The organism is Pseudomonas sp. MWU12-2037 (genome assembly GCF_023242345.1).
GTDB classification, from domain to species: Bacteria; Pseudomonadota; Gammaproteobacteria; order Pseudomonadales; family Pseudomonadaceae; genus Aquipseudomonas; species Aquipseudomonas gingeri_D.
This window is the reverse complement of the sequence record NZ_JALLIZ010000012.1, coordinates 138,236-160,707: the sequence shown is the minus strand read 5'-3', so window position 1 is coordinate 160,707 and position 22,472 is coordinate 138,236. Positions and strand designations below refer to the sequence as shown.

24 protein-coding genes and 1 pseudogene are annotated in these 22,472 nt (G+C 62.0%); 9 read left to right on the top strand and 16 right to left on the bottom strand.

Translation table 11 applies throughout. The features are described 5' to 3' along the window. Window positions 1–84 precede the first annotated feature (84 nt). On the top strand, window positions 85–600 hold the full coding sequence (locus M5B42_RS21710; protein WP_152736597.1) for a DUF3617 domain-containing protein: 516 nt from the start codon (window positions 85–87) through the stop codon (window positions 598–600). Window positions 601–614: 14 nt separating this feature from the next. On the opposite strand, the gene thrS is transcribed toward M5B42_RS21710, so the two are convergent. Genes thrS through folE2 form a run of 8 tightly spaced genes read right to left on the bottom strand, consistent with a single transcriptional unit; the run spans window position 615 to window position 8,201 of the window. Beyond that, complete coding sequence (gene thrS / locus M5B42_RS21705) at window positions 615–2,507, bottom strand: threonine--tRNA ligase (RefSeq protein WP_248746954.1); 1,893 nt, start codon at window positions 2,505–2,507, stop codon at window positions 615–617. A 36-nt stretch (window positions 2,508–2,543) separates the two neighbouring features. Beyond that, window positions 2,544–3,881 carry a dihydroorotase gene (locus tag M5B42_RS21700; RefSeq protein ID WP_248746953.1) on the bottom strand — a complete coding sequence of 446 codons (1,338 nt, stop codon included), beginning with the start codon at window positions 3,879–3,881 and terminating at the stop codon, window positions 2,544–2,546. Between the two features lie 2 nt (window positions 3,882–3,883). After that, window positions 3,884–4,444 carry a carbonate dehydratase gene (locus tag M5B42_RS21695; RefSeq protein ID WP_248746952.1) on the bottom strand — a complete coding sequence of 187 codons (561 nt, stop codon included), beginning with the start codon at window positions 4,442–4,444 and terminating at the stop codon, window positions 3,884–3,886. After that, window positions 4,441–4,875, bottom strand: a complete 435-nt coding sequence (gene hisI, locus M5B42_RS21690) for a phosphoribosyl-AMP cyclohydrolase (RefSeq protein WP_177104080.1) — start codon at window positions 4,873–4,875, stop codon at window positions 4,441–4,443. Before hisI ends, M5B42_RS21695 begins: the two co-directional genes overlap by 4 nt. Then, window positions 4,872–5,759, bottom strand: a complete 888-nt coding sequence (locus tag M5B42_RS21685; RefSeq protein WP_103497136.1) for a metal ABC transporter substrate-binding protein — start codon at window positions 5,757–5,759, stop codon at window positions 4,872–4,874. Before M5B42_RS21685 ends, hisI begins: the two co-directional genes overlap by 4 nt. Window positions 5,760–5,770: 11 nt before the next feature. Then, a complete protein-coding gene (locus M5B42_RS21680) occupies window positions 5,771–6,637 on the bottom strand; it encodes a metal ABC transporter permease (RefSeq protein ID WP_248746975.1) in 867 nt (288 codons plus the stop codon). Window positions 6,638–6,639: 2 nt separating this feature from the next. After that, window positions 6,640–7,308 carry an ATP-binding cassette domain-containing protein gene (locus M5B42_RS21675; RefSeq protein WP_100939870.1) on the bottom strand — a complete coding sequence of 223 codons (669 nt, stop codon included), beginning with the start codon at window positions 7,306–7,308 and terminating at the stop codon, window positions 6,640–6,642. Continuing rightward, window positions 7,305–8,201, bottom strand: coding sequence for a GTP cyclohydrolase FolE2 (gene folE2, locus M5B42_RS21670; protein WP_248746951.1), 897 nt, complete (start codon window positions 8,199–8,201; stop codon window positions 7,305–7,307). The genes M5B42_RS21675 and folE2 overlap by 4 nt, the downstream gene beginning before the upstream one ends. A 127-nt stretch (window positions 8,202–8,328) precedes the next feature. Between folE2 and M5B42_RS21665 the strand changes: the two genes are divergently transcribed. Further along, window positions 8,329–9,570 carry an N-acetylmuramoyl-L-alanine amidase gene (locus M5B42_RS21665; protein WP_248746950.1) on the top strand — a complete coding sequence of 414 codons (1,242 nt, stop codon included), beginning with the start codon at window positions 8,329–8,331 and terminating at the stop codon, window positions 9,568–9,570. A 16-nt stretch (window positions 9,571–9,586) separates the two neighbouring features. On the opposite strand, the gene M5B42_RS21660 is transcribed toward M5B42_RS21665, so the two are convergent. Further along, window positions 9,587–9,967: a glutamine synthetase gene (locus tag M5B42_RS21660; RefSeq protein ID WP_248746974.1), complete on the bottom strand. Its 381-nt coding sequence runs from the start codon at window positions 9,965–9,967 to the stop codon at window positions 9,587–9,589. 122 nt (window positions 9,968–10,089) lie between these two features. On the opposite strand from M5B42_RS21660, the gene dksA reads away from it, so the two are divergent. The 3 genes from dksA to M5B42_RS21645 are packed head-to-tail and all read left to right on the top strand — an operon-like array spanning window position 10,090 to window position 12,380. Beyond that, on the top strand, window positions 10,090–10,494 hold the full coding sequence (gene dksA / locus M5B42_RS21655; RefSeq protein WP_100939867.1) for an RNA polymerase-binding protein DksA: 405 nt from the start codon (window positions 10,090–10,092) through the stop codon (window positions 10,492–10,494). A 27-nt stretch (window positions 10,495–10,521) separates the two neighbouring features. After that, window positions 10,522–11,730, top strand: a complete 1,209-nt coding sequence (gene zigA / locus M5B42_RS21650) for a zinc metallochaperone GTPase ZigA (RefSeq protein ID WP_248746949.1) — start codon at window positions 10,522–10,524, stop codon at window positions 11,728–11,730. Further along, a complete protein-coding gene (locus tag M5B42_RS21645; RefSeq protein WP_248746948.1) occupies window positions 11,730–12,380 on the top strand; it encodes a DUF1826 domain-containing protein in 651 nt (216 codons plus the stop codon). The genes zigA and M5B42_RS21645 overlap by 1 nt, the downstream gene beginning before the upstream one ends. Before the next feature lie 126 nt (window positions 12,381–12,506). Here M5B42_RS21645 and M5B42_RS21640 read toward each other — a convergent pair whose 3' ends face one another. Beyond that, the gene (locus M5B42_RS21640) at window positions 12,507–12,857 is read right to left on the bottom strand and encodes an NADH:ubiquinone oxidoreductase (RefSeq protein ID WP_248746973.1); all 351 of its coding nucleotides are present in this window, start codon (window positions 12,855–12,857) and stop codon (window positions 12,507–12,509) included. A 34-nt stretch (window positions 12,858–12,891) separates the two neighbouring features. On the opposite strand from M5B42_RS21640, the gene M5B42_RS21635 reads away from it, so the two are divergent. After that, window positions 12,892–13,872, top strand: a complete 981-nt coding sequence (locus M5B42_RS21635; protein WP_248746947.1) for a CobW-like GTP-binding protein — start codon at window positions 12,892–12,894, stop codon at window positions 13,870–13,872. A 211-nt stretch (window positions 13,873–14,083) separates the two neighbouring features. Here M5B42_RS21635 and M5B42_RS21630 read toward each other — a convergent pair whose 3' ends face one another. After that, window positions 14,084–14,488, bottom strand: a complete 405-nt coding sequence (locus tag M5B42_RS21630) for a DUF3301 domain-containing protein (RefSeq protein WP_100939862.1) — start codon at window positions 14,486–14,488, stop codon at window positions 14,084–14,086. Window positions 14,489–14,602: 114 nt separating this feature from the next. On the opposite strand from M5B42_RS21630, the gene pdxY reads away from it, so the two are divergent. Continuing rightward, window positions 14,603–15,475 carry a pyridoxal kinase PdxY gene (gene pdxY / locus M5B42_RS21625; RefSeq protein ID WP_248746946.1) on the top strand — a complete coding sequence of 291 codons (873 nt, stop codon included), beginning with the start codon at window positions 14,603–14,605 and terminating at the stop codon, window positions 15,473–15,475. A 161-nt stretch (window positions 15,476–15,636) separates the two neighbouring features. Here the strand turns inward: pdxY and M5B42_RS21620 are convergent, their stop codons facing one another. Then, the gene (locus tag M5B42_RS21620; protein ID WP_248746945.1) at window positions 15,637–16,128 is read right to left on the bottom strand and encodes an acyl-CoA thioesterase; all 492 of its coding nucleotides are present in this window, start codon (window positions 16,126–16,128) and stop codon (window positions 15,637–15,639) included. 709 nt (window positions 16,129–16,837) lie between these two features. Between M5B42_RS21620 and M5B42_RS21615 the strand changes: the two genes are divergently transcribed. After that, complete coding sequence (locus M5B42_RS21615) at window positions 16,838–18,073, top strand: hypothetical protein (protein WP_248746944.1); 1,236 nt, start codon at window positions 16,838–16,840, stop codon at window positions 18,071–18,073. A gap of 53 nt (window positions 18,074–18,126) precedes the next feature. On the opposite strand, the pseudogene M5B42_RS21610 reads toward M5B42_RS21615, so the two are convergent. Beyond that, window positions 18,127–18,228: pseudogene (locus tag M5B42_RS21610) on the bottom strand (acyl-CoA thioesterase); the annotation flags it as partial. A 264-nt stretch (window positions 18,229–18,492) separates the two neighbouring features. On the opposite strand from M5B42_RS21610, the gene M5B42_RS21605 reads away from it, so the two are divergent. Beyond that, entirely contained in the window at window positions 18,493–20,256 is a 1,764-nt protein-coding gene (locus M5B42_RS21605; protein ID WP_103497127.1) for a cation:proton antiporter, read from the top strand. A 145-nt stretch (window positions 20,257–20,401) separates the two neighbouring features. Here M5B42_RS21605 and M5B42_RS21600 read toward each other — a convergent pair whose 3' ends face one another. The 3 genes from M5B42_RS21600 to M5B42_RS21590 all read right to left on the bottom strand — a co-directional run bounded on the left by M5B42_RS21600 (window position 20,402) and on the right by M5B42_RS21590 (window position 22,438). Beyond that, entirely contained in the window at window positions 20,402–20,809 is a 408-nt protein-coding gene (locus tag M5B42_RS21600) for an SMI1/KNR4 family protein (protein WP_017129371.1), read from the bottom strand. A 137-nt stretch (window positions 20,810–20,946) separates the two neighbouring features. Further along, window positions 20,947–21,807, bottom strand: coding sequence for a Tim44 domain-containing protein (locus M5B42_RS21595; protein WP_248746943.1), 861 nt, complete (start codon window positions 21,805–21,807; stop codon window positions 20,947–20,949). A 190-nt stretch (window positions 21,808–21,997) separates the two neighbouring features. Then, complete coding sequence (locus tag M5B42_RS21590; RefSeq protein WP_177104092.1) at window positions 21,998–22,438, bottom strand: EamA family transporter; 441 nt, start codon at window positions 22,436–22,438, stop codon at window positions 21,998–22,000. Between the last annotated feature and the right edge of the window lie 34 nt (window positions 22,439–22,472).

Below are 22,472 nucleotides of genomic sequence, written 5' to 3'. Positions count from 1 at the left end.
GGTTATTGTCGCTATTTAATTCTTGACGCAACCCTCGCATGATTCTGACGTCCAACATGGACCCCATTCTCTAGGAGCTACTTGATGAACCTTCGTCTGCCGGGCCTGGCCCTTGTCCTTGGCTCAATGATTCCCGTTGCCCAGGCGCAGGTGCTGCAACCGGGCTTGTGGGAGCTGACCTCCAGCAATGTGCAGGTCGAGAACCAACAGCTGGATGTCGGCATGCTGATGGGTATGCTGAAACAGAACACCACCCCGGAGCAGCGCGCGGCGCTGGAGAAGCAGGGGGTCAACCTGGGCGGTGAGGGCGTGCGAGTGTGCCTGACGCCGCAACAGGTGGCGTCCGAGTCGATTCCGCTGACCGATCCGCAATCGGGTTGCCAGCAGCAGGTCACCGAGCGCAACGGCCCGGATTGGAAATTCCGTTTCAGCTGTCCGAAGGCCCAGGGCAGCGGCGTGGCGCATTTTGTCAGTGACCGCGAGTTCAGCACCAAGGTCAGCGGGACTTTCAATGCCACCGGCATCCAGCAGAACGGCAGCATGGAAACCCGGGCGGTGTGGATGGGACAGGATTGCGGGCCGGTGAAACCGCGTACCTGATCAACGTCCCGGGGTCATGAGGTCAGCCGCTGAAACGCCGCCTCCAGGCTCATGACCCCCAGGTCTTCACCCTGCCGACTGCGCAGGCTGACCTGCCCGGCGGCCTTTTCCTTCTCGCCCACCACCAGCAGGTACGGCACTTTCTGCAGGCTGTGCTCGCGGATCTTGTAGCCGACCTTCTCGTTGCGCAGATCCGCGCTGGCCCTCAGGCCGCGGATCTTCAAGCCCTCGGCGACATCCCGGGCATATTCGGCCTGGCCCTCGCTGATGTTCAGCACCACCGCCTGCAACGGCGCCAGCCAGACCGGCAGCGCGCCGCTGTAATGCTCGATCAGAATGCCGATAAATCGCTCCAGTGAACCGAACAGCGCCCGGTGCAGCATCACCGGCCGTTGGCGCTCGCCACTTTCGCTGATATAGCCAATGTCGAAGCGTTCCGGCAGGTTGAGATCGACCTGCAAGGTGCCGCACTGCCAGTCGCGACCGATGGCATCACGCAGCACGAACTCCAGCTTCGGCCCATAGAACGCTCCTTCGCCGGGATTGATCCGGTATTCGATGCCCATCTGCCCGAGGGCACCGATCAGCGCGCCTTCCAACTGGTCCCAGGTATCGTCGCTGCCGATCCGGTTGGCCGGGCGCGTGGAGAGCTTCACCACGATATCGTCGAAGCCGAACTCGCTGTAGATATCGAACACCAGGGCAATCGCCGTCTCGCATTCGGCCTGCATCTGCGCCGGGGTGCAGAAGATATGTGCATCGTCCTGGGTGAAATGGCGTACCCGCAACAGGCCGTGCAAGGCTCCGGACGGTTCGTAGCGATGGACCTTGCCGAACTCGGCGATGCGCAGCGGCAGGTCGCGATAGCTCTTGAGCCCGTGGCCGAAGATCGACACCGCACCGGGGCAGTTCATCGGCTTGAGGGCGAACACCCGCTCATCCTCGGTGGTGGTGGTGAACATATGGTCGCGGTAGTTCTGCCAATGCCCGGAGGTTTCCCACAGTCCGCGATCCATTACATCCGGGGTATTCACCTCGATATAGCCGGCCTGTTCCTGGCGCTTGCGCATATAGCCGATCAGTTGCTGGAACAGGGTCCAGCCCTTGGCGTGCCAGAACACCGAGCCCGGCGCGCAGTCGTCGAAATGGAACAGGTCCAGTTGCGCGCCGAGCTTGCGGTGATCGCGCTTGCCGGCTTCTTCGAGGCGGGTGAGATAGGCCTTGAGATCCTTGGCGTTGGCCCAGCAGGTGCCGTAGATCCGTTGCAGCGGCGCGTTGTTGGCATCGCCGCGCCAATAGGCGCCCGCCACCTTGGTCAGCTTGAAGGCTTGCAACAGCCCGGTCGACGGCACATGGGGACCGCGACACAGGTCTTCGAAATCGTCCTGGCGATACAGCGACAGCACTTCACCTTCCGGGATCGCGCGAATCAACTCGGCCTTGTAGTGTTCGCCGCGTTCTTCGAAGCTGGCGATGGCTTCATCGCGCGGTAACTCACGGCGCCGCACCGAATGATTGGTCGCGGCCAGGGTCTGCATGCGCGCTTCGATCAGTTCCAGGTCCTTGGGCGTGAAGGCGCGCTCATAGGCGAAATCGTAGAAGAAGCCGTCTTCGATCACCGGCCCGATGGTGACCTGGGCCGAGGGGTACAACTGTTTCACCGCCATGGCCAGCAAGTGCGCGCAGGAGTGCCGCAGAATCTCCAGTCCCTCGGTGTCCCGTGGGGTGACGATGCTCACGGCCGCGTCCTGTTCGATCAAGGTGCCGCAGTCCACCAGGACGCCGTCGACCCGACCGGCCACAGCCGCCTTGGCCAGGCCGCTGCCGATGCTGGCGGCCACTTCGAACACCGTCAGCGGTTGGTCGTACTCGCGTTGCGAGCCGTCGGGGAGGGTAATGCGGATCATCGGTGCTGTCCTTGGTCGGTCGGGCGCTGGAACGGATTAACGGAGAAAGCGCAGGGGCTGGCCCTGGCAGGTGTCGTGGATTTTCCCGGCATGCCAGGCCACCTGGCCGGACACCACCGTGGTGCTGACCCAATGGCGAAAGCGCCGCTCGACGAAGGGCGTCCAGCCACATTTCGAGAGGAGCGGCTCGGCGCTCACCGGCCGCGACAGCGGTTCACGGTTTATCAGCACAAGGTCGGCCCAGTAGCCTTCGCGCAGGTAGCCGCGGTCGGGAATGGCGAACAGGTCGGCGACCCGATGGCTGGTCTTTTCCACCAGGGTGGTCAACGGCAGGACCCGCGCGGCCACCAGCTCCATCAGGGCCGGCAGCGCATGCTGGACCAGCGGCAAGCCGGACGGCGCCTCGCTGTAGGGCCGTTGTTTTTCTTCCCAGGTATGCGGCGCGTGATCGCTGCCGATCACATCCAGGCGGTTGCTCAGCAAGGCTTCGCGCAGGGCATCGCGATCCGACTGGTGCTTGATGGCCGGATTGCATTTGATCAGGTTGCCCAGGCGCGGGTAGTCGCGGTCGTCGAACAGCAAGTGATGCAGGCAGACCTCGGCGCTGATGTGTTTTTCACTCAGCGGCTTGTTCTCGAACAGCGAAAGTTCGCGCTCGGTGGTCAGGTGCAGCACGTGCAGGCGCGTGCCATGGCGTCGGGCCAGGTCCACCGCCATTGACGACGAGCGATAGCAGGCCTCGGCATTGCGGATCAACGGGTGCGCGTCGGCGGGAATGGCACCGCCGAACAGCTCCCGCAGGTTTTCCTCGCGGGCCTTGATGGTCGGCGTGTGTTCGCAGTGGGCGAGGAGGATCGTCGGCACTTCGGCGAACAGTCTCTCCAGCACTCGCGGATCGTCCACCAGCATATTGCCGGTGGACGCGCCCATGAACACCTTGACCCCGGCCACGCCGGTCGGATCGAGGGCGGCGATGGTATCGAGGTTGTCGTTGCTGACCCCGAAGTGAAAGCCGTAGTTGGCCACCGAGTGCTGTGCGGCCTTGCGTTGCTTGTCGGCCAGGGCTTCGAGGGTCAGGGTCGCCGGCTGGGTGTTGGGCATGTCCATATAGCTGGTGATACCGCCGACCACCGCTGCCCGCGACTCGCTGTAGAGACTGCCCTTGGCCGGCGCGCCGGGATCGCGGAAATGCACCTGGTCGTCGATCATCCCTGGGAGCAGCCATTGGCCCGCGGCGTCGATTTCCAGGTCGGCGCTGGCGTTGTGGATCTGGGTGGCGAGGGTCTCGATCCGGCCATTGATGACCCGGATATCGGCGTCGAATTCACGCCCCTCGTTCACCACGCGGGCGTTGCGGATCAGCAGGCTGCTCATGTTCAGAACTCGTTTTGCAGGGCCTTGTAGCCGCGCACCAGATCAACGTTGGTCCGTGCCACGTCTTCGGAAAACTCCGAGGCGCTGACGCTTACCGGCGGGAATTGCGACAGGTCGGTGCCCGGGCCGATGCGGGTGGTGGAGGGCACATAGAAGTCCGGCGGCAGGTCGCGACCATCCACCACAGAGTTGTGCCGGACCACGCTGCCGTCACCCACCGCGCAGTTGAACAGCACGCTGTTGAAGCCGATAAACACCCGGTCGCCGACGGTGCAGGGACCATGGACGATGGAGCGGTGGGCGATGGAGGTGAACTCGCCGATGGTCACCGCCGCGCCGGATTTGGAGTGGATCACCACGCCGTCCTGGATATTCGAATTGGCGCCGATGATGATGGGGTCCATCTCGCCTTGGGCGTTGACTTCGTCGGCGCGGATCACCGCGTAGGGGCCGACAAAGACGTTTTCACCGATCACCACCTTGCCGCAGATGATTGCCGTCTTGTCCACGTAAGCGGACTCGGCGATCACGGGCAGGTGGCCGGAAGGATTCTTGCGGATCATGAAGCGTTCTCCTGAGGGGCGCTGATGACGTGCACCTCGCCGTCACGAATCGCGTTGTAGAAACAATTGGGACGCCCGGTGTGGCAGGCCGGGCCTTGCTGGTCGACCCGCAGCAGCACCGCGTCGCCATCGCAATCCAGGCGCGCCTCGATCAGGTGCTGGCGGTGCCCGGAGGTTTCGCCCTTGCGCCACAGGCGCTGGCGTGAGCGCGACCAGTAGCAGACCTGGCGGCTCTCGAGGGTTTCGCCGAGGGCCTGGCGGTTCATCCAGGCCAGCATCAGCACTTCGCCGCTGTCGTGTTGCTGGGTGATCGCGGCGATCAGTCCGTCCTCGTTCCACGGCAGTGCATCGAGCACCGCCGCGAGAGGCCAGCGGCTACCCAGGGCGGCGCTCTCCAGATCGAGCATCGACAAGGGCGGCCGCGCGGTCATTTGCTCAGTGCCGCGTGCAGGGTGTTCATGTTGTATTCGAACAGGCCGGTAAAGGTGCTGGCCGGACCTTCGGCGGCGAGGGCGTCGGAATACAGGGTGCCGCCGATCTGCGCGCCGCTTTCGTCGGCAATCTGCTGCAGCAGGCGGGCGTCCTTGATGTTTTCCATGAACACGGCCTTGACCTTGTCCTTGCGGATCTGGGTGATCAGCGCGGCAACTTCGGCGGCGGACGGCTCACGTTCGGTGGACAGGCCCTGTGGCGCCATGAACTGGATGCCGTAGGCCTGGCCCAGGTAACCGAAGGCGTCATGGGAGGTGACGATGCGACGGTTGCCGGCCGGCAGGTTGCCGAGCTTGACCTTGGCTTCGGCCAACAGGCTGTGGATCACTTTCAGGTAGGCCTGGCTGTTGCGGGTGTAGTCGTCCTTGTTCGCCGGGTCGACCTTGATCAGTGCCTTGGTGATGTTGTTCACATAGATTTCGGCGTTGGCCAGGTTGTGCCAGGCGTGCGGGTCGGGAATGGTTTCGCCGTCGTCGACCATGGTGTGGGAGATCACGCCCTTGCTGGCGGTGACCACCGGTGCCTTGGTCTCGGTGCTGGTCACCAGACGGTCGAGCCACGGCTCGAAGCCCAGGCCGTTCTTGACGATCAGCTTGGCGTTGAGCAGGGCCTTGGCGTCATCCGGCGTCGGTTCGTAGGTGTGGGCATCGGCGTCCGGGCCGACCATGCCGATGACCGCGATATGGTCGCCGCCGATCTGCTGGGTGATATCTCGCAGGATACTGAAGCTGGCGACCACCGGGAGTTTGTCCGCGGCCTGGGCGGTGGACAGGTTCAGTGACAAGGCCAGCACGGAGCTGAACAGCACGAGTAAAGCGCGCATCGGATAAGACCTCATTGGGATGTAAGCAAGGGCGGGCGGCGCAGCAAACCGTGCACCGGACCGAAGACCACGGACAGCAGATAAAAGCCGCCTGCCACCAGCACAATGGCCGGGCCGCTGGGCAGCGAGTAGTAGAACGACAGCAGTAATCCGAGGGTGACCGAGACACAGCCGATCAGCGCGGCGATCAGCATCAGCACCGGCAGGTTGCGGCTCCAGAAGCGCGAGGCGATCGCCGGCAGCATCATCAGGCCGACCACCATCAGCGCGCCGATGGCCTGGAAACCGATCACCAGGTTCAGCACCACCAGGGTCAGGAACACCCCATGGGCGAGGGGACCGAGGCGGCTGACGGTTTGCAGGAACAGCGGGTCGAGGGTGTCCAGCAGCAGCGGGCGATAGATCAGCGCCATCACCACCAGGCTGATGCCGCAGACCCAGAGCATCCCGGTCAGGGTTGGACCGTCCACCGCCAGGGCCGAGCCGAACAGCAGGTGCAGCAGGTCCAGGCGTTTGCCGGCGATGCCGAGGATCAGCACGCCGCTGGCCAGGGAGATCGGGTAGATCGCCGCCAGGCTGGCGTCTTCGCGCAGGCCGGTGCGGCGGGTGATCCAGGCCGAGAGCCCGGCCATGCCCATGCCGGCGCCAAGGCCGCCGAGGGTCAGGGCCGGCAGGCTCAGGCCGGCGATCCAGAAGCCGATGGCGGCGCCCGGCAGAATACCGTGGGCCACCGCGTCACCGATCAGGCTCATGCGCCGCAGAATCAGGAACACCCCGAGTGGCGCGGTACTGCAGGCCAGGACCAGCCCACCGATCAATGCCCGGCGCATGAACACGAAATCCTGGAACGGTTGCAACAGGTGGCTGGTGAACATCAACATCAGGCTACCTGCGTAATGGGTTGTTGGCGGATCAGCTCGGTGCTGGGCGCCAGGACGCAACCGCTGCTCTTGATCTGCAAGGCGTTGGGGATGTGCTGGCGCACGGCGGCGAGGTCATGGCAGACCACCACCAGGGTGCGACCTTCGGCGTGCCAGGCGTGGATATGTTTCCACAGCAGCGCCTGGCCATCTTCGTCGAGGGCGGCATGGGGTTCGTCGAGCAGCAGGACCGGCGCCGAGGCCAGGCTCATGCGGGCGAGCAGGGCGCGCTGCAATTCACCGCCGGACAAGGCCATCAGCGGACGATGTTCCAGGCCGCCGAGGTGCCAGTCTTCGAGCACGGCTTGCAGGCGTTCGCTACGTTGTTGTGGCGTTTGCTTGATGCCCCAGAAGCCGGCGGCCACCAGCTCTTGCAGGCTGATGGGGAATTGCCGGTCCAGATGCTGTTGCTGCGGCAGGAACGACAGGCTGCCGCGCCGTGGAACATCCAGATGCACTTTGCCGGACAGTGGTTTCTGCAGCCCGGCGATGACTTTCAACAGGCTGCTTTTGCCGGTGCCGTTGGCACCGATCACAGCGGTCAGGCTGCCGGCGGCGAGTTCGAAATCCACGGCAGGAGTGAGGGGCTGGCCCGGGGCGCCCCAGCGCAGGCCTTGGCAACGGATCATGCCTGCCTCCAGTTCCAGCGGCTTTCAGCCACGGCGTCATGGGCATGCAGGCTTTCGGCGTGGACCACCCGCAAGTGGAAGCCGCTGACCGCCTCCGAGCGCTTGAGCACCAGGTTGAGGCGCCGCGCGGCGTCTTCGCAGAACATCAGGTTCTGGCCGTTGGCGAGGGCGAAGGCCTGTTCGTCCGCACGTTTCACCGCGGTCTGCACGGCAGTGCCGAGGGCGGCCTCGGCGTCGTCGATCAGGGCCTCGAAGGGAAACCGATACGTTTTTTCATCTAAATGAATATGCAATTGTGCAATGCTGCGCTGACTGTGAGGTGTGGCGACGACGCCTTGCGGTCCGCCGAGCCAGCTGAGAACGTCACTGTGCTCCAGGGGCTTGTCGGCGAAGTCGGTGATGAATTGCTGTTGGATCAACTGCCGGGCGAGGGCGGCCGAGCACGGGCAGGTTGAGGAGTAGGCCACGTCAATTTTTAGTTCCACGTGGAACACTCCGTTTTTCAGTTCGGCCAAGACACTGACTGGATAGGTTTTCCAGCCGGCCAGCGGACTGACCAACGCCGGGCGTTTGAGCAGCAGATCGCTATGGATGCGTAGGTAGGCGTTGTTGGAAAGTCCGTCGTGGCTGTCGAGAAATTGCTGCAATACTTCTCGTATCAGCGCGGGCGTCAGGTCTTCCTGTTCCAGTTGTTCCAGGGCCAGGTACAGACGTGACATATGAATGCCCCGCGCTTCGCCATCGTCGAGGCTGACACCCGCGTCGGCCTTGGCGCTGAGACGGTGGCCGTCAATCGAGACGGGCAGGGCAATGCCGCACATGCCCACCCACTCGAGGGGCAAGGCTTGCCGGGATGACTGCGCGGCGATATCCGGCAGCGTCAACGCATTCATGAGCAGGTCCATCGTCGGAGTTAAAATGACATGTTATATTATAACTATTCAGTCGACGATGCCTTTTTTGCTGGGGCTTTACACAGCGACAACGAGTACGGACGCTCCCTTATCCGCGGTACCTGTTATGCATAGACGTCAGTTGCTCAACTTTTTATTGGCCGGTGCGGTGGTTTTGCCGTTCGGTGTGTCGGCGGCGCAGATCCAGAATGCGCGGCTGTGGCGCGACGGCAACAAGCTGCGGCTGGTGTTGGACCTCAGTGGTCCGATTCAATACAAGACTTTTTCCCTGACCTCGCCCGAGCGGCTGATCATCGACCTGAGCGGCGCCAAGCTGACGGGAGATTTCCGACAGCTGGCGCTGAGCAATACGGTGATCCGTTCGATCCGCTCCGGGCATTTCGGCCAGGGCGATACGCGGATCGTCCTCGACCTGGCCAACCCGGTTCAGCTCAACAGCTTCCTGTTGCCGCCCGAGGGTACGCAGGGCCATCGCCTGGTGCTCGACCTGACCAGCAATGGCAGCGCCGCGGTGCCGACGGCGGCCCTGGCGGCGGCACCGGCGGTCGTCGCGCCGCCGCCTGTGCGGCATGAGGAGGCGAGCGGCAACACCCATCGCAAGCGCGACATCATGGTGGTGGTCGACCCTGGCCATGGCGGCAAGGATCCGGGGGCCGTAGGTTCCAAGGGCGAGCGCGAGAAAGACGTGGTCTTGTCCATTGGTCGACTGTTGGCCAAGCGTCTCAAGCGTGAGAAGGGTTTCGATGTGCGCCTGGTGCGTAACGACGACTTCTTCGTGCCCCTGCGCAAGCGGGTGGAGTTCTCCCGCAAGAACAACGCCGACATGTTTATCTCGGTGCATGCCGATGCCGCGCCGCGTATTACGGCTTCGGGAGCTTCAGTGTTTGCCCTGTCGGAAGGCGGGGCGACGTCGACCACGGCGCGGTTTATGGCCCAGCGCGAAAACGGCGCCGACCTGCTGGGCGCGCAGAGCCTGCTCAATCTCAAGGACAAGGACCCGATGCTGGCCGGGGTGATTCTCGACATGTCGATGAACGCTACCATCGCTTCCAGCCTGCAGCTGGGGCACAGCGTGCTGGGCAGCCTGGAAGGCATCACCACCCTGCACCAGAAGCGTGTGGAACAGGCGGGGTTCGCGGTGCTGAAGTCGCCGGACGTGCCGTCGATCCTGGTGGAGACCGGTTTTATCTCCAATGCCCGCGACAGCCAGCGGTTGGTCACGGCGCGTCACCAGCAGGCGATTGCCGATGGGTTGTTCGAGGGTTTGAAGCGTTACTTCGAGAAGAACCCACCGGCGGACAGCTATATCGCCTGGCAACAGCAGCAGGTGCAGGAAGGGTTGGTGTAGAGCGGCCCAGGGGTGCCTAGCACCCCACCATCCGGTCACAGACAAACTTCTTGCTCAACCCGCCTGAACTGGAAAAACGGTTCTGGGTGGTCCAGCCCACTCGCCGGCTGTAACCGACCCAGGCTTCACCGTCCGAAGCTATACCGGTGAAGAACGTCAACTGCCCATAGCGGCTGCTGGTCTGCGCCCAGTAGCGCTTGCCGATCACTTCAAAGCCCTGCAAATAAATCGTCTTGCCCTCGGTCGCCACGCCATAGGCGTTGCCCAGCCCATCCTTGCACGCCAGCAGGTTGGCGCTGCGGGTGCAGTTCGTCTGGGTAGGGGCCGACACTTGGGCCTCGGCGTTCGCCGCCACCAACAATAGGACCGGCAACAGATAGTTCAGGACAGGACGCATCGGCATTCTCGGCAACGGGATCGATACCAGCATTGCGCTCTTCGTCGCGGCGATCAAGCGGGGGATTGGATTATTTGCATTGTTATAATATAACATTAAATAAATTTCGGACCCGACCTGCCATGACCGAACACGAACTGCTCGCCCAGCCCGAGGCGGACTACATGAACGATGCCCAGCAGGGTTTTTTCCGCGAGCTGCTGCGCGGCCAGCGCCTTGAGCTGCAGGAACGCATCAGCGGTGAGTTCGACCAGTTGCGCGAGCAAGAGACCAGCAGCGACCCGGCGGATATCGGCAGTGCCGAGGAAACCCGGCAATGGCAACTGCGGGTGCTGGAGCGCGAGAAGAAGCTCCTGGACAAGATCGATGAATCCCTTGAGCGCCTGGCCCGCGGCGAATACGGCTGGTGCCGCGAAACCGGCGAACCGATCGGCCTCAAGCGCCTGCTGCTGCGGCCCACCGCGACCCTGTGCATTGAAGCCAAAGAACGTGAAGAGCTGCGCGAACGCCATAAACGGGCGCTTTGACCCGGCCGACCTGATGAGGAAAACCCCATGACCCAACGTCTACCCGTGACCGTGCTGTCCGGCTTTCTCGGTGCCGGTAAAAGTACCCTGCTCAACTACGTGCTGCGCAATCGCGAAAATCTGCGGGTGGCCGTGATCGTCAACGACATGAGCGAAATCAATATCGACGGCAGCGAAGTGCAGCGCGATGTCAGCCTCAATCGCGCCGAGGAAAAGCTCGTCGAGATGAGCAACGGCTGCATCTGCTGCACCTTGCGCGAAGACCTGCTGGAGGAAGTCGGCAAGCTGGCCCGCGACGGTCGTTTCGATTACCTGCTGATCGAATCCACCGGCATCTCCGAGCCGCTGCCGGTGGCCGAGACCTTTACCTTTCGTGATGAAAGCGGCCAGAGCCTGGCGGATGTCGCCCGGCTCGACACCATGGTCACGGTGGTCGACGGCATGAATTTCCTGCTCGATTACCAGGCTGCCGAAAGCCTCGCCTCCCGCGGTGAGACCCTGGGCGAAGAGGACGAGCGCTCGATCACCGACCTGCTGATCGAGCAGATCGAGTTTGCCGACGTGATCCTGATCAGCAAGATCGACTTGATCAGCAGCAGCGAACGTCTGGAGTTGATGGCGATTCTGCAGCGCCTGAACGCCCAGGCGGAAATCATTCCCATGGTGATGGGCGAGATCCCCCTGGCGAAGATCCTCAACACCGGCCGTTTCGACTTCGAGCGCGCGGCCCAGGCGCCGGGCTGGTTGCAGGAACTGCGGGGCGAGCATGTGCCGGAAACCGAGGAGTACGGCATTGCTTCCACGGCGTACCGGGCACGGCGGCCGTTTCATCCCGAGCGGTTTTTCGACTTGATCAACCAGCCCTGGGTGAACGGCAAGCTGCTGCGCTCCAAGGGCTTTTTCTGGCTGGCCAGCAAGTACCAGGAGGCCGGCAGCTGGTCCCAGGCCGGTGGCCTGATGCGCCATGGTTTTGCCGGGCGCTGGTGGCGCTTCGTGCCGAAACCGCAGTGGCCGCAGGATCAGGAAAGCGTCACGGCGATCATGCAGCACTGGACGCCGGAAACCGGCGATTGCCGCCAGGAACTGGTGTTTATCGGGCAGAACATCGACTTCGCGCAGCTGACCGCGCGGTTGGATAACTGCCTGTTGAACGATGAGGAAATGGCCCTCGGGGTCGAGGGTTGGAGCGCGCTGCCCGATCCGTTCGGCGCCTGGCATGAAGAGGAGGCCGCCTGATGCTGGCGCCACGTTGGAAGGCCTTGCCGACGATTCGGCAGGTGCAGGGCGAAGCGCCGACGGTGCTGGGCGAGATTCTCGACGAGGGGGTCAACCTGGCGGTCTGGCAGCGTCGGTTGCCAGGGCATATTGCCGATTTCGCGACCCTGTTGTTGTCGTTGAACGAGCCGTTGGCCGAATCCCTCAGCCTGGAAATGCCGGATGACGAGGCGCGGCCGAATCTGCAGGGCCTGGCTTCGGGGTTTAGCGATCTGGAGGGTTATGAAGGGTTCTTGAGCGATGTGTCCTGGCTGGTCAGCGCTTATGCCTGTCTGCTCGGCGCGCGACGGATCGGTCTGCGTTTGCGGGTGCTGGACAAGGCCATGTGCCCGCGTTTTCATGTCGATCATGTGCCGGTGCGCTTGATCACCACCTATGCGGGGGTGGGCAGTCAGTGGCTGGCGGAAGGGGCGATCGATCGTCGGCTGTTGGGCAATGCGGCGGCGGAGCCTGGTGAGCCGGCGCAGATCCAGCAGGTGGACAGCGGCGCGGTAGCGTTGCTCAAGGGCGAGCGCTGGCATGGGAATGAAGGTTTTGGCCTGGTGCACCGTTCGCCGCCGGTGCCGGAGGGCGAGCGGCGGTTGATCCTGACGCTGGATTGGTTGGCCTGATCGTGCGGGTTCACACCGTACTGTAGGAGCCGGCTTGCTGGCGATGGGGCCAGTGAATCCAGCGTTGAATTCAAGGACGCTATCGCCAGCAAGCCGGCCCCTACAGGGGATATGTGGCGGTCTTGATTACGGGGTTTTCCACTGTCCGCCGCTCTGGCCTTCACAGAACGGCTTGAGGTAGGCGGCATCGCTTGCCACGCCGTAATAGTGGATATTCTGTCGGTAAGGCATATTGGCCACTTGCGCATTGCCGCACACGCCGAAGGAACCGCCCGGGCACTGTTCGACGTACTCGACCTCGACCTTCTGCCCCGGCAGGTTCGGTTGGCAGAAGCCGTCGCTGAACAGCTTGGCCGGGATATTGATGTTTTCCTGGCAGACTTTGACGTCCAGCCGCTGCCCATGGCTATGCACCACGCAGGCCTGGGCTAGCACCTGGCCCGAGCCGAACAGCAACGCCAGGCAGATCAGGCGCATCATTCTTTCATCTCTTTCAGATCATCGGCCCTCTATGTTGCAGAACATTCCCACCCATGTCATCGCCGGCCCGCTGGGGGCAGGCAAGACCAGCCTGATTCGGCAACTGCTGGCGCAAAAGCCGGAAGGCGAGCGCTGGGCGGTGCTGATCAACGAGTTCGGTCAGATCGGCCTGGACGCCGCACTGCTGACCCGGGGCGACGATGGTATCGCACTGGGGGAAGTGGCAGGCGGCTGCGTCTGTTGCGTCAACGGCGCGCCGTTCCAGATCGGGCTGACGCGACTGTTGCGCAAGGCGCGGCCGGATCGGTTGTTGATCGAGCCCTCCGGGCTGGGGCATCCGGTGCAGATTCTCAAGCAACTGGCCGCGGCGCCCTGGCTGGGAGTCCTGGCGTTGCAGCCTTGCGTACTGGTGCTGGACGCCCGGGCCCTGGCGGCGGGCAAGCCGTTGCCGGAATCCCAGCAGGAAGCGCTGGGGCTGGCGGGGTTGCGGGTGTTGAACAAGTCCGAAGGGTTGGACGCGGTTGAGCGGCAACGGGTGCTGGCCCGGCTGCCTGAAGGACCGGTGCGCTGGACGGAGCAGGGGGTGTTGGGGCTGGCCGAGTTGCTTGCCCTGGATACCGGTCAGCGCGAGCAGGTTCATCTCAGCAGTGATAGTGCGCCGTCTGTCGGCACGCCGGTCAAGGCCCCATTGCCGGCGATCTGGACCGATCCGGAGCAACCGATCTGCCTGGATCATGCCCAGGACGGCAACTGGAGCATCGGCTGGCGCTGGCACCCGAGCCAGCGCTTCGATACGGAAAAACTCCAGAGCTGGCTGTCCGGACTGGGTTGGCTGCGAGCCAAACTGGTTATCCACAGCCCGGACGGCTGGGTTTCCGCCAACGCTGTGGATAACTCCACGTTGCAATGGCAGCCCAGTGAATGGCGGCGGGATTCGCGTATTGAGTTGATCTTCGGGGAAAAACAGGACATCGAGTTGTTAAAGGTGGGAATGGCACAGTGTCGTTTGTAGGGTAAGTGGCGGTGAATATGACATCGCTATCACCAGCAAGCCGGCTCCCACAGTGCGGGTTTCACCGCAACCTATTGGCAAGCCCAGCGCCTACAGGGCTACGGGCTTGACGATATTTTGTGTTGGAACACCGAACTGTGGGAGCCGGCTTGCTGGCGATGGCGGCAGTGCATCTTGCATCGCACTCACTGGCAAACCACCGCTGGACCCTTCAACGCCGCAAATTATTGTGGTCCTTGGCATGATCCTGGCGCCATTGGCTCAATTCGATCACTTCGGCGCTGCGTACTTCCGGTTTGGCTTCGAACGGGTAGGGCGCCAGTTCGATATGGGCGCTGTGGGCGCCGAACTGGGTGATGGTCCCGGCGTGACGCTGCTCACCGGTGACGGTGAACTCGAAATTATAGATCCGCGCCAGACGCCGCCGACCATGGGCGTCACGGACAAAACCGATGCGCTTGAGTGCAACGGCGCCATCGAGCAGCTCGATGTCGAGCTTGGCGCAGTGCTGCTTGACCCGCTCCAGCGCCCGCTCGCGCAGGCCATGGTTGTGCCAGAGCCAGGCAGCGCCGGTCGCCAGCAACATCAGCACGAACATATTTCCGAGGGTCAGCATGAACGCCACTCCAACAAAGTCAGCTCAGCTTAACTGGCTCCCCGGCCTGTCGTACAGGCTCCGTTTAGTCGCATACTCAGCGGCTTGAATCCACTGGCCTTTCTGGAATACGGAATGAAACGCACTCCCCATTTGCTCGCCATTCAATCCCACGTGGTTTTCGGCCATGCCGGCAACAGTGCGGCGGTTTTCCCCATGCAGCGCGTCGGGGTCAATGTCTGGCCGCTGAACACCGTGCAGTTCTCCAACCACACCCAATACGGGCAGTGGGCGGGCGAAGTGCTGGCGCCGCAGCGGATTTCCGAGCTGGTCGAGGGGATCGCCGCCATCGGTGAACTGGGTAACTGTGATGCCGTGTTGTCCGGCTACCTTGGCAGTGCGGCCCAGGGCCGGGCGATCCTCGCCGGTGTGGCGCGGATCAAGGCGATCAACCCCAATGCCCTGTATCTCTGCGACCCGGTGATGGGCCATCCGGAGAAAGGCTGCAGCGTGCCGACCGAGGTCAGTGATTTCCTGCTGGAAGAAGCGGCGGCCATGGCCGATTTCCTCTGCCCCAATCAGCTTGAGCTCGATAGCTTCTGCGGGCGTACGCCGAGCTCCCTGTTCGATTGCCTGGCCATGGCCCGCAGCCTGCTGGCGCGGGGACCGAAGGCGGTGCTGGTCAAGCACCTGGCCTATCCGGGCAAGCTGGCCGACAGTTTCGAGATGCTCCTGGTCACTGCCGAGGGCAGCTGGCACCTGCGACGGCCCTTGCTGGCCTTCCCGAAGCAGCCGGTAGGCGTCGGCGACCTGACCTCGGGGCTGTTCCTGGCGCGGGTGCTGTTGGGCGACAGCCTGGTGGTGGCGTTCGAGTTCGCCGCCTCGGCGGTGCATGAGGTGTTGCTGGAAACCCAGGCCTGCACCAGCTACGAGCTTGAGCTGGTGCGGGCCCAGGACCGCATCGTGCATCCGCGGGTGCGGTTCGAGGCGGAGTCGATCAGCCTGTAATGACGGCCTGAGATCCTGAAACCGGCACAAACCCTGTAGGAGCCGGCTTGCTGGCGATTCAGGCGGCGCGGTGTTTCAGGCTCACCGCGTTATCGTTCATCGCCAGCAAGCCGGCTCCCACAGTGACCGCGTTCTACAGGTCCTGCGAAGTTTTCAGGGTTTCAGTCGCCTTCACCGTCGGCCTTGATTTCCTGATAGCGCTTTTCCAGCTCCTGGCGAATCTGGCGACGCTGTTGCGCCTGCACATAGCGGCGCTTGTCTTCGCTGCTTTCGGGCTGCAACGGCGGCACGGAGGCCGGTTTGCGCTGGTCGTCGACCGCGACCATGGTGAAGAAGCAGCTATTGGTGTGGCGCACCGAACGCTCGCGAATATTCTCCGTCACCACCTTGATGCCCACCTCCATGGAGGTGTTGCCGGTGTAGTTGACCGAGGCCAGGAAGGTCACCAGTTCGCCGACATGGATCGGCTCGCGGAAAATCACCTGGTCCACCGACAGGGTCACCACATAACGCCCGGCATAACGGCTGGCGCAGGCGTAAGCCACTTCATCCAGGTACTTGAGCAGGGTGCCGCCGTGGACATTGCCAGAAAAGTTGGCCATGTCCGGGGTCATCAAAACAGTCATCGACAGCTGGGCATTTCCGGGTTCCATAGCACGCTCACGGTTGGGTAGGCAGGGATTGGCTCAGGCACCTCTACGGGCGCTTCCTTCATTTTCACAGACACTCGATAACGGGACGCCGTTGATGGGGGCATCGTCACGCTTCAAGGGATCTGTTTCTACATATTGCACCGGCTTTTTGTCGGAAGTCGCGGTGTTAGCCTTCAGAAAGCCATGCCATGGAAAATTCTCACGCCAGACTTCGTCGTGGCACGTTGATGCCAACTCGCGGCTTCCGCCGCAGCCTCAGGAAGGGGAAGTCCCTTCTATGAGCCGCTGGAATTGTTCGCCATCCTGATCTGATGATTTGTATTGAAGTAATTTGAAAAATACTGAATGAAGCGGGTTTGCTCGGCGTAATGTTGCATCGGATTGATTGGTCTTTTATACGAAAACTCCTACACTTTTTTATGCTGACTGGCGCCGCGCCGGTCGGGCCGTGGCGCCCACACGCCGGCCGCGCGCCATGTCCTGCCGAGGCGGTACCGGCATGTTGGCGGGTCTGAGCAAATCCGCCCGCAGGTCGCGTAATGAGAAAAATTCCGGGAGTCCCTTGAAACAGATCAAAAACATGGGAAATCGGATAATAATTTCAGAATAAATGTGATGCCCCACGAGGCTCACGCATCGGCTGAGGGAACGCCTCCTGCCATGAAGTAAACGCCGTTGTGAAGCCTCTCCAACCACGGAGAATATGGCCATGAACAATATCGTGCCCTTCCACCCCGGCAGTCCGTATGAAGCTTTTGCTGACCACGGTTTACTGGTTTTTCCGCCCCCAACCGGCGTCGAGATAGAACGCTTTCCCGGTCCAGCCGTCCAGCTGCCGGATGGAAAGATTTTCGTAGCATTTATCAGGGCGCCAGGGTTGCAATTGGAGCTGTGGCGCTTTACAGCGGATGGCATGCCCGATCAAGGCTACGGAAATGGTGGCGGCTTGCAAATTCCTGATTCGGGTTTCTTCAGCGTTACGGATGTTGCGTTTCTAGCGGATGGCAAAATTCTGATCTACGGCGCGGGGCGGGAGCAGACTACCGCGCACCTGATTCGCGTCACATCGGAAGGCGCGCTCGATCCTGATTTTGGTGACGGTGGCATCGCCTGGGCACCGATACCCATCGGCATGTTCCTGACCACGAGGATCGCCCTGCTGCCCGATGGCCAGGTGATCGGCTCTGGCTATGGTGCGCCGTACTCGAGCGGAACATCGTGGCTCGTGCGCTTCACTGTTAATGGCGAAATCGATCACTCATTCGGTAGGCGGGGCATCGTGCTTGTGGCACCTGCGGGTCTACGCGGACCTCTGGTCGTCATGGAGAGTGGGCACATTCTTGCTACGGGAGTCATTGATGGGGGAAGTGCATTGGTCGCCAAGTACCGATTCGATGGGAGCCTGGAGCCGACATTCGGGAGTGGTGGGTACGTCACTTTTGTGCCCGTTGACGGGCGCCCCGCGGTGTTGTACGACCTCGCGTTGCAGCCGGATGGAAAACTGGTAGCGGCCGGAAGAATCGGCATCGACAGGATGCATACCACCGATGCGGTTGTCTTGCGCCTCAACAGCGATGGGGTCTTCGATAGCACATTCAACGACGGGCAACCGTTTGTGGCGATGAAACGGCGCGTCGACTGCAACGACGTACGCGCTGTTGCCATTCAAGCCGACGGCAGGATCGTGGTAGGCGGACAAACTGCGGCGTCAGTCGAGGGGGTGCTTTTTCGTTTGGAAGAGAGCGGTGCCCTTGATCGCAGCTTCGGCCTCCTAGACTTCGATGGCCCCGGATACAGGGGCTATACAAACACTCTCAGAGCCGGGTTTTATGACAGGGTCAGTCGTTTGGCACTCACCTCGGACGGCAATGTCCTGGTGTTTGGAAATACTCAAATATACGAAGTGCCGTTCGAGCGCCAGTACATCTCTAAATATTCGCTCTAGAAGCCCGTCGGGCGTGAGGCTGGGCAGACGATGAAGTCAAGGCGCATTGGCTTCAGGTACTTGAGCAGGGTGTCGCCGCGGACATTGCCAGAAAAGTTGGCCATGTCCGGGGTCATCAAAACAGTTATCGATAGCTGGGCATTTCCGGGCTCCATAGCGCGCTCACGGTTGGGTAGGCAGGCATTGGCTCAGGCACCTTTATGGTTTCACAGATACTCGATAACGGGGCGCCATCGATCGGGCCATCCTCACGCTTCAAAGGATCTGTTTCTACATATTGCACCGGCTTTTTGCCGGAAGTCGCGGTGTTAACCTTCAGAAAGCCATGCCATAGAAAGTTCTCACACCAGGAACGGTGATTGCTGACAGCTCAAAAACTGTCCCATGGCCGCTTTCCCAACAGCAAGGAGCGCCACGCCATGCATGCCATCAGTTTTATCCAGGACCTGGCCGTGATCATGCTGGTGGCCGGTGTGGTGACCATCCTCTTCCACCGTTTCAAGCAACCGGTGGTGCTCGGCTATATCGTCGCCGGCTTTATCATCGGGCCGCACACGCCGCCGTTCGGCCTGATCCACGACGAAGACACCATCAAGACCCTGGCCGAGCTGGGGGTGATTTTCCTGATGTTCTGCCTGGGCCTGGAGTTCAGCCTGGGCAAGCTGTTCAAGGTCGGCGCCACGGCGTTTATCGCGGCGTTCCTGGAAATCGTGCTGATGATCTGGATCGGCTACGAAATCGGCCGCTGGTTCGACTGGAACACCATGGATTCGCTGTTCCTCGGCGCGATCCTGGCGATTTCCTCGACCACCATCATCGTCAAGGCGCTCAACGACCTGAAGATGAAGAACCAGCGCTTCGCCCAACTGATCTTCGGTGTGCTGATCGTCGAGGACATCCTCGGCATCGGCATCATCGCCTTGCTCTCGAGCATCGCGGTCAGCGGCACCGTGAGTTCGGGCGAGGTGTTCTCCACCGTGGGCAAGCTGTCGCTGTTCATGATCGTCGCCCTGGTGGTCGGCATCCTGCTGGTGCCGCGGCTGTTGGCTTACGTCGCCCGCTTCGAAAGCAACGAGATGCTGCTGATCACCGTACTGGGCCTGTGTTTCGGTTTCTGCCTGTTGGTGGTCAAGCTGGAATACAGCATGGTCCTGGGGGCGTTCCTGATCGGTGCGATCATGGCCGAATCCCGTCAGCTGCTGAAAATTGAGCGCCTGATCGAACCGGTTCGCGACCTGTTCAGTGCGATTTTCTTTGTCGCCATCGGCTTGATGATCGACCCGGCGATCCTCCTCGATTACGCCTGGCCGATTGCCGTGATCACCGTCGCGGTGGTGCTGGGCAAGATGCTCTCCTGCGGACTGGGGGCGTTTATTGCCGGCAACGATGGCCGAACGTCGTTGCGGGTGGGGATGGGGCTGTCGCAGATCGGCGAGTTCTCTTTCATTATCGCGGCGCTGGGGATGACCTTGCAGGTCACCAGTGACTTTCTCTATCCGGTCGCGGTGGCGGTCTCGGTGATCACCACGCTGCTCACGCCCTATCTGATCCGCGCGGCGGACCCACTGTCGCTCAAGCTGGCGGCGGTGATGCCGCGACGCCTGGCACGGGTGTTCAGCCTCTACGGTGAATGGCTGCGCAGCATCCAGCCCCAGGGCGAGGGCGCGCTGCTGGCGTCGATGATCCGGCGGATTCTGTTGCAGGTGGGGGTCAACCTGGCGCTGGTGATGGCGATCTTCTTTGCCGGGGGCTTCTTCGCGGCGCCGATTGCCGATTATCTGGCCGACTGGATCAATGAGCCGAGTTGGCACAACGGCCTGATCTGGGGTGGAGCGCTGCTGCTGTCGTTGCCGTTCCTGATCGCGGCGTACCGCAAGCTCAAGGCGCTATCGATGCTGCTGGCGGAGATGGGTGTGAAAGCCGAGGTGGCGGGACGGCACACCCAGCGGGTCAGAAGGGTGATCGCCGAGGTGATTCCGCTGCTGTCGCTGCTGGTGATTTTCCTGCTGCTGTCGGCCCTGTCGGCGAGCATTCTGCCCACCAGCGAGTTGCTGGTGCTGATCGCGGTGGTTGCGGCGGCGGTCGCGGCGGTGTTGTGGCGCTGGTTTGTGCGTGTGCACACGCGGATGCAGGTCGCCTTGCTGGAGACCCTGGAGCACAAGAGCGATTCGGCGGGGCACTGAGGTTCAGGCGCCGACCCTTTGTAGGAGCAGGGCTTGCCCGCGAAGGGGCCCTTGAGGCCGCCAAAAGCTTCGCGGGCAAGCCCTGCTCCTACAGGTCCGAGTCAACCCAAGGTAGCGTGATTGGAGCAGCATCGGACAGGGTCAATCAGCTTTCCAGCCACACATCCCGCGCCCAGTGCCATACCGATTCCCAGGACTCTTCGGTGATCAGCTCTTCTTCGCCGGACCACAGCACCACGGTGCCGTCTTCCTCGACGCAGTAGTAGTTGTCACCGTCCTGGCAGATCGGGATCAGGTCCCGGGGCACACCAGAATCCCAGGCATTGGCTGCTACATCGGGCAGGTAGGTGTGCGACTGCGGATCAGTCACCGTCACCGGTTCCAGGCTGCCATACACCACGTCACTGACGGTCAGCAGGAATTCCTTGAAAACGAAGGGGATGTTGATGAACAACTCCTCTTCGACTTCGACCAACTGATCCTCGTCGGGCAACTCCAAAGGCACCGGTACGGGTTCGTTGGCTTCACGCAATTGTTCAATGACTTCTTCCACGGCCTCAATCCTCTTGCTTTATGGCGCGGTTCGTATCACGGGTCTTATACAGTAGCTTGCAAAAAGTACAATTGTGAAATGCAAAACCCCGGACGAGTCCGGGGTTTTTGTAGCTTTTTTCAACCGCGAGCCATGGATCAGCCGTTCTGGCGGATACCGGCCACCAGCCAAGGCTGGTTGTCGCCCTGTGGACGCTCCATGTTCCAGCTTTCGCTGAAAGCTTCGCCCTGGTCGAAACGCGAGTTCTTCGACACGCCGCTGAAGGTCAGGGTGGCGATGGTCTTGTCGGCGCGATCGTCCAGGCCGTCCAGCTGCACATGCAGGTTTTCGATATAGGTAGACTGGAAACCGTCGCCTTCGTTCGCTCGTTCCTGTTTCAGGAACTGCAGCATCTGCGGGGTGACGAATTCGGCGATCTTGTCCATCTCGTTGGCATCCCAGTGCTGCTGCAGCGCCTGGAAGTGGCTGCGGGCGGCTTCCAGGAAGCGCTCTTCGTTGAACCAGGCCGGTGCGTTGATCACACGGCGTGGAGCGGCGGGGGCGGAACCTCCGAAGATCGCGTTCTGCGGCTGCGCCGGTTGCTCGAACACTTCACGCTGGAACGGCGCGCCGGCCGGGGCCATGTGCTCCTGCTGCTTGCGTCGACGGGCGGCAATGAAGCGGAAGATCACGAAAGCGATGACCGCCATGATCAGGATGTCGAAGAACTGCATGCCCTGGAAGCCGCCGCCCATGAACATGGAGGCGAGCAGGCCACCGGCGGCGATGCCGGCCAGAGGGCCGAGCCAGCGCGAAGCACCGCCGGCTTTGGCAGCAGCGCCCGCGGCACCGGCGGTCGCGGCAGCAGCGCCGGCACCCGCGGCTGGGGCCATTTGGCTGGTTTGATGGCTGGGCGCCGAACCCATGCTTTTGCCACCGCCGAAGCGCTTGGCGTTCGCGTCGAGGCTCATCGTCAGACCGATGCAGAGCGCCAAGACGATACTGAGAAAACGTTGCATAAGGGTATTCCCGTTTGTGGAGTGCACGCGCGCCATACTGCACAGGTGAAATGTTACTGGCTAGCGCGAGAGTGTTTCCGGCTTTTGCCTGATCCTTCCATGCCTCACCTGAGGGTTTCATGAAAGGCATTACGCCGATGCCGTTTGTTTCGTAAGACGAGTCGATAAATGCTGAGTGAAATGTTCCCGGCTAACGCCGGAGAGCCAGCATGACCACGCCGGCGGTAATCAGGCCGATACCGCCCCATTGACGCAGGTCGAGCTTCTCGCCCAGCAGCAGCACGCTGATGACGGCGACGAACACCACGCTGAGCTTGTCCACCGGGGCCACCAGCGAGGCCGGGCCGACCTTCAGCGCGCGGAAGTAGCACAACCACGAGGCACCGGTCGCCAGACCCGACAACAGCAGGAACAGATAGCTCTTGGCGGAAATCGAACTCAATGACTGATATTGGCCCGTTGCGTACAAAATCAAGGCCAGGCTGACCAATACCACGACGGTTCGCAGCAGGGTGGCGAAGTCCGAATTGACGTTATCGATGCCGATCTTGGCGAAGATCGCCGTCAGGGCGGCGAAAGTCGCCGACAGCAGGGCCCAGAATGTCCACGAAGAAAAAAAGCCTGAACCCATGGTTATCGCGACCTCGGTTGAGTAATTAGACCGG